The sequence below is a fragment of the Roseovarius sp. MMSF_3350 genome (assembly GCF_030733425.1).
In the GTDB taxonomy this organism is placed as follows: Bacteria; Pseudomonadota; Alphaproteobacteria; order Rhodobacterales; family Rhodobacteraceae; genus Roseovarius.
Genome location: NZ_JASHIZ010000022.1, coordinates 64,261 through 78,498, shown reverse-complemented (window position 1 = coordinate 78,498; position 14,238 = coordinate 64,261). Strand labels below are relative to the sequence as shown.

Annotated in this window: 13 protein-coding genes; 5 read left to right on the top strand and 8 right to left on the bottom strand. The window is 67.3% G+C overall.

What is annotated here, in order from left to right; translation table 11 throughout:
* Nucleotides 1–101 precede the first annotated feature (101 nt).
* The gene (locus RBB31_RS17835; protein ID WP_306130609.1) at nt 102–1,322 is read left to right on the top strand and encodes an MFS transporter; all 1,221 of its coding nucleotides are present in this window, start codon (nt 102–104) and stop codon (nt 1,320–1,322) included.
* 84 nt (nt 1,323–1,406) lie between these two features.
* On the opposite strand, the gene RBB31_RS17830 is transcribed toward RBB31_RS17835, so the two are convergent.
* The 6 genes from RBB31_RS17830 to RBB31_RS17805 form a co-directional block, all read right to left on the bottom strand.
* Nucleotides 1,407–2,177, bottom strand: a complete 771-nt coding sequence (locus tag RBB31_RS17830; RefSeq protein WP_306130608.1) for a squalene/phytoene synthase family protein — start codon at nt 2,175–2,177, stop codon at nt 1,407–1,409.
* A 5-nt stretch (nt 2,178–2,182) separates the two neighbouring features.
* Nucleotides 2,183–2,869, bottom strand: a complete 687-nt coding sequence (locus RBB31_RS17825) for a trans-aconitate 2-methyltransferase (RefSeq protein ID WP_306130607.1) — start codon at nt 2,867–2,869, stop codon at nt 2,183–2,185.
* 36 nt (nt 2,870–2,905) lie between these two features.
* The gene (gene cimA, locus RBB31_RS17820; RefSeq protein ID WP_306130606.1) at nt 2,906–4,525 is read right to left on the bottom strand and encodes a citramalate synthase; all 1,620 of its coding nucleotides are present in this window, start codon (nt 4,523–4,525) and stop codon (nt 2,906–2,908) included.
* Nucleotides 4,526–4,742: 217 nt separating this feature from the next.
* On the bottom strand, nt 4,743–6,113 hold the full coding sequence (gene cysS, locus RBB31_RS17815) for a cysteine--tRNA ligase (RefSeq protein ID WP_306130605.1): 1,371 nt from the start codon (nt 6,111–6,113) through the stop codon (nt 4,743–4,745).
* Between the two features lie 157 nt (nt 6,114–6,270).
* Nucleotides 6,271–7,206, bottom strand: coding sequence for a DMT family transporter (locus tag RBB31_RS17810; RefSeq protein ID WP_306130604.1), 936 nt, complete (start codon nt 7,204–7,206; stop codon nt 6,271–6,273).
* Nucleotides 7,199–7,573 (bottom strand): VOC family protein, encoded by a 375-nt coding sequence (locus RBB31_RS17805; RefSeq protein ID WP_306130603.1) that lies wholly within the window; start codon nt 7,571–7,573, stop codon nt 7,199–7,201. Before RBB31_RS17805 ends, RBB31_RS17810 begins: the two co-directional genes overlap by 8 nt.
* An 83-nt stretch (nt 7,574–7,656) precedes the next feature.
* Here RBB31_RS17805 and soxR point away from each other — a divergent pair, with 83 nt between their 5' ends.
* Both soxR and RBB31_RS17795 read left to right on the top strand, forming a co-directional pair.
* Nucleotides 7,657–8,127: a redox-sensitive transcriptional activator SoxR gene (soxR, locus tag RBB31_RS17800; RefSeq protein WP_306130602.1), complete on the top strand. Its 471-nt coding sequence runs from the start codon at nt 7,657–7,659 to the stop codon at nt 8,125–8,127.
* Nucleotides 8,128–8,200: 73 nt separating this feature from the next.
* Complete coding sequence (locus tag RBB31_RS17795) at nt 8,201–9,382, top strand: pyridoxal phosphate-dependent aminotransferase (RefSeq protein WP_306130601.1); 1,182 nt, start codon at nt 8,201–8,203, stop codon at nt 9,380–9,382.
* Nucleotides 9,383–9,704: 322 nt separating this feature from the next.
* On the opposite strand, the gene RBB31_RS17790 is transcribed toward RBB31_RS17795, so the two are convergent.
* Nucleotides 9,705–10,073, bottom strand: coding sequence for a helix-turn-helix transcriptional regulator (locus tag RBB31_RS17790; protein WP_306130600.1), 369 nt, complete (start codon nt 10,071–10,073; stop codon nt 9,705–9,707).
* Nucleotides 10,074–10,123: 50 nt separating this feature from the next.
* Between RBB31_RS17790 and RBB31_RS17785 the strand changes: the two genes are divergently transcribed.
* Both RBB31_RS17785 and RBB31_RS17780 read left to right on the top strand, forming a co-directional pair.
* Nucleotides 10,124–10,570: an SRPBCC family protein gene (locus RBB31_RS17785; protein WP_306130599.1), complete on the top strand. Its 447-nt coding sequence runs from the start codon at nt 10,124–10,126 to the stop codon at nt 10,568–10,570.
* Nucleotides 10,571–11,002: 432 nt separating this feature from the next.
* The gene (locus RBB31_RS17780) at nt 11,003–12,541 is read left to right on the top strand and encodes a trimethylamine methyltransferase family protein (protein WP_306130598.1); all 1,539 of its coding nucleotides are present in this window, start codon (nt 11,003–11,005) and stop codon (nt 12,539–12,541) included.
* A gap of 51 nt (nt 12,542–12,592) precedes the next feature.
* On the opposite strand, the gene RBB31_RS17775 is transcribed toward RBB31_RS17780, so the two are convergent.
* A complete protein-coding gene (locus RBB31_RS17775; protein WP_306130597.1) occupies nt 12,593–14,209 on the bottom strand; it encodes an acyl-CoA dehydrogenase family protein in 1,617 nt (538 codons plus the stop codon).
* Nucleotides 14,210–14,238: the final 29 nt, after the last annotated feature.

Below are 14,238 nucleotides of genomic sequence, written 5' to 3'. Positions count from 1 at the left end.
GCCCCTCGCGCACCCCGGGATATTTTTGGCCAGAGGAAAAGCATGCCGCGGTGGCGATTTGGGGTCTTGTGGGCTTCCCGAGAGGGGTCTAGCAAGGCGGCATGAGTGAGACCGTCCTGCCCTATGACGACGACCGCCGCGCGAAGCGGAATGTGACCGTTCTGGTGCTGGCGCAAGCGGTGCTGGGCGCGCAGATGGCGATGATCTTCGTCGTGGGCGGGCTGGCCGGGCAGAGCCTTGCCAGCAACGTGTGTTTCGCCACGCTGCCGATTTCGCTGATCGTGCTGGGGTCGATGATTTCGGCCAATCCGCTGTCGATGGTGATGCAGCGGTTCGGGCGCAAGGCCGGGTTCCTGATCGGGGCCATGGGGGGTGCCGCGGGGGCGGCGGTTGCGGGCTATGGTCTCTATCTTGCGTCCTTTCCGGTGTACTTGGCGGGAAGTTTCCTGACCGGCATCTACATGTCGGCGCAGGGCTTCTATCGCTTCGCCGCCGCCGACACGGCGAGCGACGCGTTCCGGCCCAAGGCGATTTCCTACGTCCTGGCGGGCGGGCTGGCGAGCGCGATTATCGGCCCGCAACTGGTGAAGGTGACAAGCCAGGCGATGGTGGTCCCGTTCCTGGGCACGTACCTGGCGGTGATCGCGATCAACCTGTTGGGTGCGTTGCTGTTCTTTTTCCTGGATATCCCCAAGCCGCCGCCGCCGGCCCCCGACAGCCCCAGGGGACGCACGCGGTGGGAACTGCTGACCACGCCGCGGATTGCCGTGGCGGTGATCTGCGCGATGGTGTCCTACGCGCTGATGAACCTGGTGATGACCTCGACCCCGCTGGCGGTGGTGGGCTGCGGGTTCACCGAAGCCAACGCCGCCGACATCGTCACCGGCCACGTGCTGGCGATGTTCGCGCCGTCCTTCTTCACCGGGCATCTGATTGCGCGGTTCGGGGTGGAGAGGATCGTTGGAGCGGGCCTGGTGATCCTGGCCGCGGCTGGCGTCGTGGCGCTCCAAGGCGTCGAGATCGAGAACTTCTTCATCGCGCTGATCCTGCTGGGGCTGGGATGGAATTTCGGCTTTATCGGGGCCACGACCATGCTGGCGGGCGCCCATGACGCACATGAGCGCGGCCGGATGCAGGGGATGAACGACCTTCTGGTGTTCGGTGGCGTGACACTGGCCTCGCTGGCCTCGGGCGGGTTGATGAACTGCTCGGGCAGCACGGCGCAGGCTGGGTGGACGGCGGTGAACCTGGCGATGGTGCCGCTGCTGACGCTGGCGGGCGGGGCGCTGATCTGGCTGGTGATGCGGCCGAAGGCGGCCTGACCTTTTTCTTGCCGAAAAAACTCCGGGGTTTTGGGGGGCAGCGCCGCTCATTCCACCGGATAGAGCGCGCCGCAGGCGCTCCGTTTACCAGCGTCCGGTCAGGGCCCGGTGCAGCAGCCCGAGGCGGGAGCGGAAGGGCGGCGGGGTCAGGCGGTTTTCCGAGACGGCGGCGGGGTCGCGGCGGGCCTTTCGCAGAATCGCGTCGGTCTGCCAGAGGGCCAGCATGGCGGGACGAACCTCGGGCGCAAGCCGCGCGCGGCGGGCCTCGGAGAGTGCGGCGAGCGCATCGTCGGCCAGGGCGCGGATGGCCGCCTGCGTGCCTTCGACCAGCGGGACGCGGCCCTGGCGTTCCAGTTCCGGCACGGCGCGCAGCCAGTTGGCGACACCCTGGGCATAGCCTGCCTTGAGGATCGGGTCTTCCGGCGCGTCTCCCAGCGTCCACGCGGCGGCCAGCAGCAGCAGACCGGACGTGTTGGTGAGGTGGGCGCGGAAGGCGCTCATGTCCTCGAACGGGTCGCGGTAGATGTCCCAGCGGCGGGCCTCGACCAGCGTGTCGAGGCGCCCGGCCAAGTCGGACGTCAACACCGCGGCGAGCGGCGTGGCGACCTCGTGACGGCGCACCTCGGTGCCCGTGCGGATTTCCTCCAGCACGTCGCGCCACCATTGCAGGCGCATCTCGGCGATCATGGATTCCTGCGTCACCCAGGGGGCGCGGGAGACTTCGACATTGAAAGCATAAAGCGGAAAAAGCTTTTCACGCGCGGACACGGGGGCGGCCATGGTGGCGGCGAAACGCTCGGGGTCGCCACGCTGCACAAGGCCCGCGCAGGCCATGATGTCGGGGTCGAGTACCATGGCGGTCAGGTAGCCCCGAAGCCAGGGCGCGCAAGGATGAGCGCGTAGGCGATATCACCGGGGGCCTGCCGCCAGAGGGTGATTTCGCGGGCGGCGGCGTCGAGCACGCCGGTCAACGCCGCGTCCGCGCCAGGGCGCAAGGTGGCGATGCGACCGCCGAGTTCGGCGTAGTAATCCGCCCAGGCCATGCCGGTGATGAGCCGGTGGTTCAGCACTTCGTAGCCGGCCGCCTCGACCCGCGCGGTGATGCCGTCGAGGTCCGAGATGGCGGTGTAATCGGCCCAGAAATCACGCGCCGCCTCCGGCGCGTGGGGGGCGAGCACGGGTTCGGAGAAGGCGACCGCGCCATCGGTCGTGAGGGCGCGTTTCCAGAGCGTCAGCCCTTCGGTCACGCCGAGGAAATAGAGCGCGCCGGCGCACCAGATGAGGTCGTAAAAGCCGCTGATCTGCGCCATGTCGCCGGTGGCGACGGTGACGTTGGTGAAGCGGGCGGTGGCCACGCGGGCCTCTTCGACAAGGTGCGGCAACTGGTCGATGCCTTCGATCCGGGCGCGCGGCAGACACTCGGCCAACGTCACGAGGTCGGCGCCAGGGCCGCAGGCGGCGTCGATCACGTGGGGCGCGTCGGGCAGGTCAAGCTGGCTGAGGGCCCAGCGGACATCCTCGGACGTGCCGGGGCCTTGCCGGGTCATTTTGCGGTGGAGGGCGAGGAAGGCGTCGTCCACCGCTCAGGCCTCGCCGCCGTCGCGCAAAAGCTTCCAGTTTATGGCATCGAGCAGCGCCTCGAACGAGGCGTCGATTATGTTGGGCGACACGCCCACGGTGGACCAGCGCCGCCCCTGCCCGTCCTCGCTGTCGATGATGACGCGGGTGACGGCCTCGGTGCCGCCCTGGGTGATGCGCACCTTGAAGTCCACCAGCCGCATGTCGGCGATGGCGTCCTGGTAACGGCCGAGGTCCTTGGCCAGCGCCTGGGCGAGCGCGTTCACCGGGCCACGGTCCGTGCCGGTCTCGTCCATCGACTCGCTGACAGACAGTTTCTTCTCGCCGTCGACCTTGACCACCACCACGGCCTCGGACAGGGACACCATCTTGTCGTACTTGTTCTTGCGGCGCTCGACCGTGACCTTGTAGCGCTTGACCTCGAAGAACTCGGGCAGAAGGCCCAGTTCGCGGCGGGCGACCAGTTCGAAACTCGCTTGCGCCATGTCGTAGGTGTAGCCGCGGTTCTCGCGGGTCTTGACCTCTTCGAGGATGCGCGGTAGCGCGGGGTTGTCCTTTTCGATCTCCAGCCCGGCCTCGGCAAGGCGGTTGCGCAGGTTGGACTGGCCCGCCTGGTTGGACATCGGGATGATGCGGGCGTTGCCGACGGTGGCCGGGTTGATATGTTCGTAAGTCGTCGGGTCCTTGACGATGGCGCTGGCGTGCAGCCCGGCCTTGTGGGCAAAGGCGGAGGCCCCCACGTAGGCGGATTGCTTCATCGGGACACGGTTGAGGATCTCGTCCAGCTGGCGCGAGGCCATGGTGATGCCTTCGAGCGCCTGCGCCGTGACGCCGGTGGCGTAGCGGCTGGCATAGGGTTCCTTGAGCAGGAGCGTGGGGATGAGCGCGGTGAGGTTGGCGTTGCCGCAGCGTTCGCCCAGGCCGTTGAGGGTGCCCTGGATCTGGCGGGCGCCGGCATCCACGGCGGCGAGGCTGCCCGCGACGGCGTTTTCGGTGTCGTTATGGGTGTGGATGCCGAGGCGCTCGCCGGGGATGCCGGCGGCGATGACGTCCGAGACCACGTCGGCGATGCGGTGCGGGAGCGTGCCGCCATTCGTGTCGCAGAGCACGATCCAGCGGGCGCCGGCGTGATGCGCGGCCTTGAGGCAGTCGAGCGTATAGGCCGGGTCGCGGGCGTAGCCGTCGAAGAAATGCTCGGCGTCGAACAGCGCCTCGCGGCCCTGTTTGACGATATGGGCGATGGAGGCGGAGATGTTCTCGAGGTTTTCCTGCGCCGTGATGCCCAGCGCGGTTTCGACGTGGAAGATATCGGTCTTGCCGACAAGGCAGATCGAGGCGGTGCCGGCGTTCATCACGGCGGCCAGCACGTCGTCGTTTTCCGCGCTGCGCCCGGCGCGCTTGGTCATGCCGAAGGCGGTGAGGCGGGCGCGGGTCTCGGGCGCGGCGTCGAAAAAAGCGCTGTCGGTGGGGTTGGCCCCGGGCCAGCCGCCTTCGATGTAATCGACGCCAAGCTGGTCGAGCGTGGTGGCGATGGCCTGTTTCTCGGCGGTGGAGAATTGCACGCCTTGCGTTTGTTGCCCGTCGCGCAGGGTGGTGTCGTAGAGGCTGAGGTGGGTCTTGGTCATTGGGGGGGCCTGCTTTGGCGTCGTGCTTTTCGCGCGGAATCAAGGCGCCTGCAGGCGCCGCCGCGCAGCGCCCGACCGCCCCCTCCGGCGGGCGCTTTGGCGACGGTTGCGTATGGACAAACGGTCGGAGGCGTGAGGCTGGCATAAAGTGCCCCGCTCGGACCGGGCTGCGCCCCACCGGCGGTCGAGCGCTGCGCGGGGTGGTTGGACGGGAGGATCATTTGAGTGCCTCCAGCTTGGCGGGGTCGAAGTCGACGGTTGGGACGAGTTCCACAGACGTCTTGCTCATGCGGACCTCCACACCCGCGTCGGCCAGATGCGTTTTCATACGGTCAACTTCGGAGAAGTCTTTCGTCTGCATCGCCGCTTCACGCGCTGACATCAATTTTCCTTCGATGCCGGAGAGGTCCACCTGTGAGGACGAAACCCAATCCGGGACGGCGTCATTCATCAAGCCCAGAAATTGAAGCGTGTACCGCAGATTTGCGATATCGTCGGCAAGCGACAACTGGTGGCACTCGGAGATTGCGCGTGCCGTATTCAAGTCGTCAGAAAGCGCGGTGACGACAGGTTTATATGGGTCTCCGGTTCCTATGCCTTGCGCTGCCTGTGCGTACCATTTGCGCAGCGTCTTTTCCGCCTCCCGCGCCTTCTCTGCCGTCCAGTCCATCGGCTTGCGGTAATGCGTGGAGAGGAACACGAAGCGGATCACCTCGCCGGGAATGCCCTGGTCGAGCAAATCCTTCACCGTAAAGAAATTGCCCAGGCTCTTGGACATCTTCTTGCCCTCGACCTGCAGCATCTCGTTGTGCAGCCAGAAGTTGGCGAATGTCCCCTCGGGGTGGGCGCAGCAGCTTTGGGCGATCTCGTTCTCGTGGTGGGGGAACATCAGGTCATTGCCGCCGCCGTGGATGTCGAAGCTTCCGCCCAGGAGTTCGTAGCTCATGGCCGAGCATTCGATGTGCCAGCCGGGGCGGCCCCGACCCCAGGGTGAGTCCCAGCCCGGTTGCGTCTCATCTGAAGGTTTCCAGAGGACGAAATCCATCGGGTCTTCCTTGTAGGGCGCGACCTCGACCCGGGCGCCGGCGACCATGTCGTCGACCGAGCGCCCCGAGAGCTTGCCGTAGTCCTGGTAGGAGCGGACGCGGAAGAGGACGTGGCCTTCGACCGCGTAGGCGTGACCGTCGGCGATGAGCTTTTCGATCATCGCGACCATCTGCGGGATGTATTGCGTTGCCCGGGGCATCTCGTTGGGCTCCAGCGCGCCGAGGCTGCCCATGTCGTCGAGGAACCACTGGGTGGTTTCGGCGGTGATGTCGGAGATATCCCGCCCGGTCTCGGCGGCGCGGGTGTTGATCTTGTCGTCCACGTCGGTGAAGTTGCGCACGTAGGTCACGTGGTCGGCCCCGTACACATACCGCAACAGCCGGTAGAGCACGTCGAAGACCACCACGGGGCGCGCGTTGCCCAGATGCGCGCGGTCATAGACGGTGGGGCCGCAGACATACATGCGCACATCGTCCTTGTTCAGAGGCTCGAACACCTCTTTCTTCCGGGTGCGGGTGTTGTGGAGTTTGATAGTTGTCATGGCGTCCTCGCGCGCGTGGTCCCGCGGCGGGCTTAGCAACTAACATTCAAGGATGGAATAGAAGACCGGCCCGCCTGACGATGTCAGCGGGTAATGCAGCAAATGGTGATGGGTGCAACGGTCATGGGGGCGACCATAGAAGGCCGCCCCCGCCCGGTCAAGCGCAACCCGCGGAGGGCGCCCGCCGGGGGACCTCCGGCGCCGGGGAGAGCTGCGCGCGGATGGTCAGGGCAATGCCGATGGCGATCACCGCCGCCCCGGCCCAGGTCAGCGGGGCATAGACCTCGCCCAGCAGGACCGTGCCGGTGGCCAACCCGACCGCGGCGGTGACATAGCCGATCTGGCTGAGCAGGACCGGGCCGCCCGCATGCTGCAGGGCGAAATAGGCCGGGAAGGTCAGCCCCGCGACGATCATCTGGGGCAGGACGAGATGCGGCACGGCATGCAGACGCTCGAGCGGCACGTCGCCGGTCATGGCGAGTTGCAGCAGGCCGAGCGCCAGGAGGGCGAAGACATGGCTCCAGGCCGCCAGGGCGGCGGGATGCGCCCCCTCGGGCCAGTCGAGCGTGCGGTAGAGGTTGCCGATGGCCAGGATCACCGGCAGGGCGAACCCAAGGAGTGGCCAGCCCACGCCCCCTGCCCCGTCGGCCCCGCCCCGCGTGACCGCGACCAACGCCGCACCCGCAAGGCCGACACCGATGCCGACAACCCCCAGGCGCGGCGGCATGGCAAGGCCCGCCATGACCGTCACGGCGAGCGTCGCCACGGGGGCCAGCCCGAACATCAGCCCCGCATAGCCTGCCCCGACATGCGGGATCAGCAGGAAGAGCAGCGCGTTGATCGCGGCAAAACTGAGCACGCCGGAGATGGCTGAATAGCGCAGCATCCGGCCCCGGGGCAGCGCGAAGCGCCGCTGCAGCACCAGCACCGGGATCAGCACGCCGGCGGCCCCGGCGGAAATCACCATGGCCCAAACGAGCGGCGGCACCCCGGCCGCGGCCGCCAGCTTGCCCAGCGGCAGGCCGGTGCCGAGAAGCGCGCCGGTATAGAGCAGGAGGCCGATGGCGCGCCGGTTGCGTCCGATGTCAGTCATAATGCACCACCTCGAACTCGATTCCGTCTGGACCGTCGAAATAGAACCGCTGTCCCGGTTCGTAATCGGCGTGGTTGTGGGGCGTGTAGCCGGCGGACTTGACCCGCGCCTCGGTTCCCGCGAGGTCGTCGACGGTGACGCCCACGTGGTTCAGCCCGCCAATTCGGCCATAGGTCTCGCCCATCGCCTGAAGCGCCTTGTCGGGCGCGTAGAGTGCCAGGTAGCTGTCATCGTCGCCCACGTGGACGGTAAAGCCATTGTCCTTGGCCGCCCCCTGCCAGCGGACGTGCCATCCGAAGAGATCGCACAGGATCGCGGCGCTGGCCCTGGGATCGGGGACGGTAATGTTGACGTGTTCGAGTTTCATGGGGCGCTCCTTTGCAAGCTTGATTCCATTGTGAAATCAGCGTAATCCTTCAAGTTAACTTGAAGCCAAGAGGGAAAATTCTCATGCCCGTCAGACCCTTGCCGGATCGCGGCCTGACGATCGGCTATGTCGCCGAGCGCACGGGGCTCGCGTCGTCGGCCATACGGTACTACGAGGACGAGGGGCTGGTGCGCCCGGATCGCAACGACGCAGGGCACCGGCGCTATGCGCGGTCGGACATCAGGCGGCTGAGCTTCGTGATGATCTCGCAGGGTCTGGGCTTCAGCCTGCCCGAGATCCGCGCGGCGCTGGCCGAGCTGCCCGAGCACCGTACCCCGGGCAAGGCCGACTGGGCGCGGATCTCGCGCCGGTTCGGGGCGGTGCTGGACGAACGGATCGCGCAGATGCAGGCGCTGCGGGCGCGGCTGGACGGGTGCATCGGCTGCGGCTGCCTGTCGCTGAAGACCTGCGCGCTATACAATCCGAAAGACAAGGCGCGGGTCCGCGGGCCGGGGCCGCGCTACGTGATGGGGGACCGCTCGGACGAGATCTGAAGGAGGCTGGCCAGTTGCTTGACTTCGCAGAGGCCGCCGGGCCATGTGGCGCCGACGAACGAAGGAGGCTGGCATGGCATTGTCGAAGCGGATCACGGGGCTGACGGGCGGCGGGTCGGACGGCTGGGACGTCTATTACCGCGCCAAGGAGATGATCGAGGCGGGCGAGGATGTCGCCATGCTGACGATCGGCGAGCATGACGTGGGCACCGATTCCAGCATCCTCGACGCGATGGATGCGGCCACGCGCGCGGGCCATGTGGGCTATTCCATGTTCAACGGCAACCTCAACCTGCGCGAGGCGGTCGCGCGGCGGGTCACCGAGCGGACGGGCGTGAAGACCACGCCGGACAACGTGCTGGTGGTGCCGGGCGGCCAGGCGGGGCTCTTCGCGGCGCATCACGCGGCCTGCGACGAGGGCGACCGGGCGCTTTACATCGACCCGTTCTATGCCACCTATCCCGGCACGATCCGGGCCGTGGGAGCGCGGGACGTGGCGGTGGCCGCGCGGCCCGAGCGGATGTTTCAGCCCGATCCCACGGATATCGCCGCCGCGGCGGAGGGCGCTAAAAGCCTGCTTATCAACACGCCGAACAATCCCACCGGCGCGGTCTATGGCCGCGAGACGCTGGAAGGGATCGCAGAGGTGTGCCGCGAGCACGACATGTGGCTGATCTCGGACGAGGTTTACGACACGCAACTGTGGGTGGGCGATCATGTCAGCCCCCGGATGCTGGACGGGATGGCCGAGCGCACGCTGGTAATCGGCTCGCTGTCCAAAAGCCACGCCATGACCGGCAGCAGGATCGGCTGGGTCGTGGGGCCGGAGGAGGCGATTTCGCACATGGGCAACCTGTCGACCCACACGACCTATGGCGTTGCGGGTTTCGTGCAGGAGGCGGCGTGCTACGCGCTTGGGAAAGGAGCGGATTTCGAGGAAGAGGTCGCGGCCCCCTTCCGGCGGCGGCGCGACCTGGTGCTGGGGCTGCTGGAAGGCCAGGACGTGGTGCGCCCGATCCCGGCGCAGGGGGCGATGTTCGTGATGCTGGACGTGCGGGCGACGGGACTGTCGGGCGAGGTTTTCGCCGAGACGCTGCTGGATCGACGCAAGGTAGCGGTGATGCCGGGCGAAAGCTTCGGCCAAGCCGCGGCGGGCCATGTGCGCGTGGCATTGACCGTGCCGGACGACCGGCTGAGCGAGGCGCTGGCGCGGCTGGTGGAGATGGCGGCGGAGCTGGCGGGCGTGGCGGCCTGACAAGAGGGCGTGCGAGGGCCCAGGACAGCGGCGTTTAGGGGCCGGGGCGGTATGGCGGGTGTTTCGGTGGTGTCCCCCGTGCTGGCCTTTAGGTAGGATCGGGCTGCATGTGCCGCGTGAAGTGAGGCGGCGCGAGGTCCCGGATCAAGTCCGGGACGGCGGTCGCTGCGGGTCCGGGTGGCTGAGTGGGGCCCGGGCCGCGTGGTCTGTGCCGCTGTCCCGATGCGTTCGGCAATGGAACCGGGGCGAGGCATTTCGGCGCATGCACGACCCAAGCGTGGGTGACCATTTCGACAGATGCCGAGACCGAGAGCGAAACCCGTCAGCCGCGCGCCGGGGCTTTCTTGACAGCACGCTCGGCCGCATCATCGATTTCGACCGCGTCCCTGAGATCGGCCAGCATCGCCAAAGCGTGCGCTGCGTAAGGCCCGATCCAGCGCTGCTGCAGGTCGTGAAGCGGCAGGGCGTCGAGGTGGTTCCAGCGTTCCCGGCCCCGTCGCTCGACACCGATCAGCCCGGCCTTTTCCAGGACCGACAGGTGCTGCATCACCGTGCAGCGATCGAGATGCGGCAGCGCCTCGCACAGGGCGCCGGTGGTTTTCGGACCCTGACGCAGGCAATCCAGCATCCGGCGCCTGACCCTGTGCCCCAGCGCCTTGAAAAGACGGTCGAATTGTTCCTCGTTTGACATGTTATATTTTTATAACATTATGAGAGCGAACGCAAAGGGAGAATCGTGCGATGGAGTTGAAATTCACCGTGGCCGGACGGATCGCAAAACCGGTTGCCGAGGTGTTCGAGGCGGTGGTCGCGCCCGAGCGCCTTTCGAAATACTTCACCACCGGCGGGGCGCGGGGGCGGCTGGAAACCGGCGCCGAGGTCACCTGGGATTTTCACGACTTTCCCGGCGCCTTTCCCGTGCAGGTGCAGGAGGTGGTTCAGGATGAACGCATCGTCCTGCAATGGGAGGCCGACCATTCCCCCGGCACATGGACCACGGTCACGATGACCTTCGAGGAACTGGAGGATGGGCGCACGCTGGTGCGGATCAGTGAATACGGCTGGTCGGAAACGCCGGACGGCCTGAAATCCTGCCTTGGAAATTGCGAGGGCTGGGCTGGGATGCTTTGCGCGATGAAGGCCTGGCTGGAACATGGCATCATCCTGCGCGAGGGGTTCTATCGATGACCTCTGCGTGAAACGGGCGCCGTTGAAGGCGGCCGGGCCGGGCTGAAGCGGCTGCATTGGCGTGCTCTTGCGGCCCGAGTCGCAAGGCGGGGAACCTCCTGACCGGGGCGATCGGCAGGGGCCAATGCCCCGGCCATGCGCCGCAGCGCCCATTGCTGCCCTGCGGCGTAAGATTCTGTCGTTTTTGAACCAGAAGTCGTTTTTGGAACAGATCGGGCGCAGACGCGCGGCCTTAATCCCACCATTGGGCCCGGCGATGCGGTCGCGCATGTGCGGGCTTGCGATGGAGGGCCGCGCATGGCGCTGCACTGCAAGATAGTTCTCAAGGTCCGCACCATCGGGGCGGAACGCGGACGAGCCGCGCGGGGGCGGCCGGGACGGGGCTGAGACACGGCTCCCCTACCCTTTCACAGCGATCCAAGGACCCCCGACATGAACAACCTGTTCCCCCGCCGCGCCGGAGGCCGCGCCGCGCGCCGTGCCAGCCGCGCGGCCCCGCTCGACACCACCATCCGCCCCGTCCGCGCCGGTATGGAAGGCGGCACGCTGAAGGTGCTGACCGACGCGCAGATCCTGCGCATCCACGAGGCCGCGCTCGATGCATTGGAACGTATCGGGCTGTCGGGCGCCCCGCCGAGCGGGATCGCCTACCTGACCGGCGCGGGTGCCGTGCAAGGCGACGACGGGCGCATCCGCTTTCCCCGGGCTCTGGTGGAGGACACCGTCGCGCGAGCCAATCGCGAGATCACGCTTTACAGCCGCGACGGGGTGAACGACCTGCACCTGGGCGGGTCCCGTGTGCATTACGGCACCGCCGGCGCGGCGGTGAACATGGTGGATGTGGACGGGCGCAATTACCGCGAGAGCACGTTGCAGGATTTGTACGATGCGGCGCGGATCGTCGATGTGCTGGACAACGTGCATTTCTGTCAGCGGCCCATGGTGGCGCGGGATATTCCCGACAACATGGAGATGGAGCTGAACACCGTCTATGCCTGCTGCACGGGCACGACAAAGCATGTGGGCACGTCCTTTACCGAGCCGCATCACGTCGCCCCGGCGATGGAGATGCTCTACATGATCGCGGGCGGCGAAGACAAGTTTCGCGCGCGGCCTTTCGTGAGCAATTCCAACTGTTTCGTGGTGCCGCCGATGCGGTTCGCGACCGAGTCCTGCGAAGTGATGGAGCGGTGCATCGAGGGCGGAATGCCGGTGCTGCTGCTGTCGGCCGGGATGGCGGGCGCGACGGCGCCGTCGACCATCGCGGGGGCGATCATGCAGGCTACGGCGGAGTGCCTTGCCGGGCTGGTCTATGTCAACTCGGTGAAGCCGGGGCATCCGGCGATCTTCGGCACCTGGCCGTTCGGGCTGGATCTGCGCACCGGGGCGATGTCGATCGGGTCGGGCGAACAGGCGCTGTTGAGCGCGGGCTGTGCGCAGATGCACCAGTTCTACGGCGTGCCCGGCGGGGCGGCGGGTGGCGCGTCGGACAGCAAACTGCCCGACATGCAGGCCGGGTGGGAGCAGATGTGCTCGAACGTGATGGCCGGGCTGGCCGGGGTGAACATGGTGTACGAGGCGGCGGGGATGCATGCGTCCCTGCTGGGGTTCTGCCATGAAAGCCTGATTTTGGGCGATGACCTGATCGGTCAGGCACTGCGCTGCGTGCGCGGCATCGAGGTGGATGACGAGACGCTGGCGCTGGACCAAATGGAGGCGGTCTGCATCGGTGGGCCGGGGCATTACTTGGGCACCGAAGCGACGCTGGCGCGGATGCAGCGGGATCATTGTTACCCGAATCTGGGGGATCGGTCGTCGCCCAAGGAATGGGTGGAGTTGGGCAAGCCGGATCTTGTGGAAAAGGCCGTGGCGCGGAAGGAGGAGATTTTGGCGCAGCGATCGGCGGCGCGGCTGAACCCGGTGCTGGACGCCGAGATACGCAAGCGGTTCGCGATACATCTGAAGGCGTAGAGGTCCCGGGTCAGGCCCGGGACGGGTGGCACTGGTGGGCTGCGCGAGATCCTATAACCGCGACAGGATCGCGTCGGTGTCGACGGCGCCGATGGCGCCGGTGGTGCGGCCCCGCTCGCCCGCGAGCCGCGTGGCGACGTAGGCTTCGGCCACGGACGCGGGCGCCTGGCGGATGAGGACGGACGCGGTGAGCAGCGTGGCGAGGCGTTCGACATACCAGCGGGCCTGGCCCTCGTCCGGCAAGCGGGGGAAGCGGGTGATGTGGGCGTTGAGCGCGGCATCGTAGCGCCAGTATTGACCGGCCACGGCGCCCAGTTCGCGGCTGAGCACCTCACCCGCCAGCGGCACCTTGCGCAGGGTGCGCAGGATGTCGAGGCAGATCACGTTGCCCGAGCCTTCCCAGATCGAGTTGAGCGGCGCCTCGCGGTAGAGGAGCGGCAGCGGCGTGTCCTCGACATAGCCCATGCCGCCCATCGCCTCCATCGCCTCGTAGACCACGTTGGGGCACAGCTTGTTGCCCATGTACTTGGCCAGCGCGACGGCGACGCGGGAAAAGGCGCGGGCCTCGTCGGTGTCGCGGTCGAAATGGCCCGCCACGAAAATGCCGAGGGCCAGCGTGCCTTCCCAGTCGAGTGCCAGGTCCGAGAGCACAGACCGCATCAGCGGCTGGTCGATCAGCGTTTTCTGGAACGTGGTGCGGTGGCGCGCCCAGTAGGCGGCGTGGCCCAGGGCCGCACGCATCAGGCCGGCGGGGGCCATGGCGGTGTCGAGGCGGGTGTGGTGCACCATCTCGACGATGGTCTTCACGCCCTCGCCCTCCGCGCCAAGCCTGTAGGCCACCGCATCGGCATATTCGATCTCGGCGGAGGCATTGGCGCGGTTGCCGAGCTTGTCCTTGAGCCGCTGGATGTGGATCGAGTTGCGCCGCCCCTCCAGCCAGCGCGGGACGAGGAAACACGTCAGCCCGCCCGGCGCCTGCGCCAGCGTCAGGAAGCCGTCGGACATGGGCGCGGAGCAGAACCACTTGTGCCCGCGCAGCACGTAGGCCTCGCCATCGGGCGCGGCGCGGGTGGTATTGGCGCGCACATCCGAGCCGCCCTGCTTTTCCGTCATGGCCATGCCGAGCGTCGCGCCGGGCTTGCGTGCCAGCGGCTTCGGTGCCGGATCGTATGCGCGGCTCAGGAGCTTTGGCGCCCACGTGTCGAAGAGCGCGTTGTCGGCCTGTAGAGCGGGCACTGCGGCGTAGGTCATGGTCATGGGGCAGCATACGCCCGGCTCGACCTGGGAGGTGAGGTAGACCATCGCGGCGTGCGTGGCGTGGCCGCCCGCCGCGCCTTCCCACGCGATGGCGGCATAGCCCGCGCCGATGCCGGTACGCATGAGGTCGTGATAGGCGGGGTGAAAGCGCAGCTCGTCAAGCCTGCGGCCGCCGGCGTCGAAGAGCAGCAGTTCGGGCGGGTTGCGGTTGGCCGCGCGGCCCGCCTCGAACATGGCGGCAGTGCCGATGCTTGCGCCGTAAGCCGCAAGATGCGCGGTGTCGGCCCCCGCCGCGCCGGCATGGTCGGCCAGCGCGGGATCGGTGGCGTAAAGATCCACGTCGCCACGCGGCTCGGGCTGGTTGGTCACGTCATGAGTGAGCAGCGCGGCGTCGGGGGGCAATTGTGGCATGAAAGACTCTCCTTGAGGACGAGTAGTAG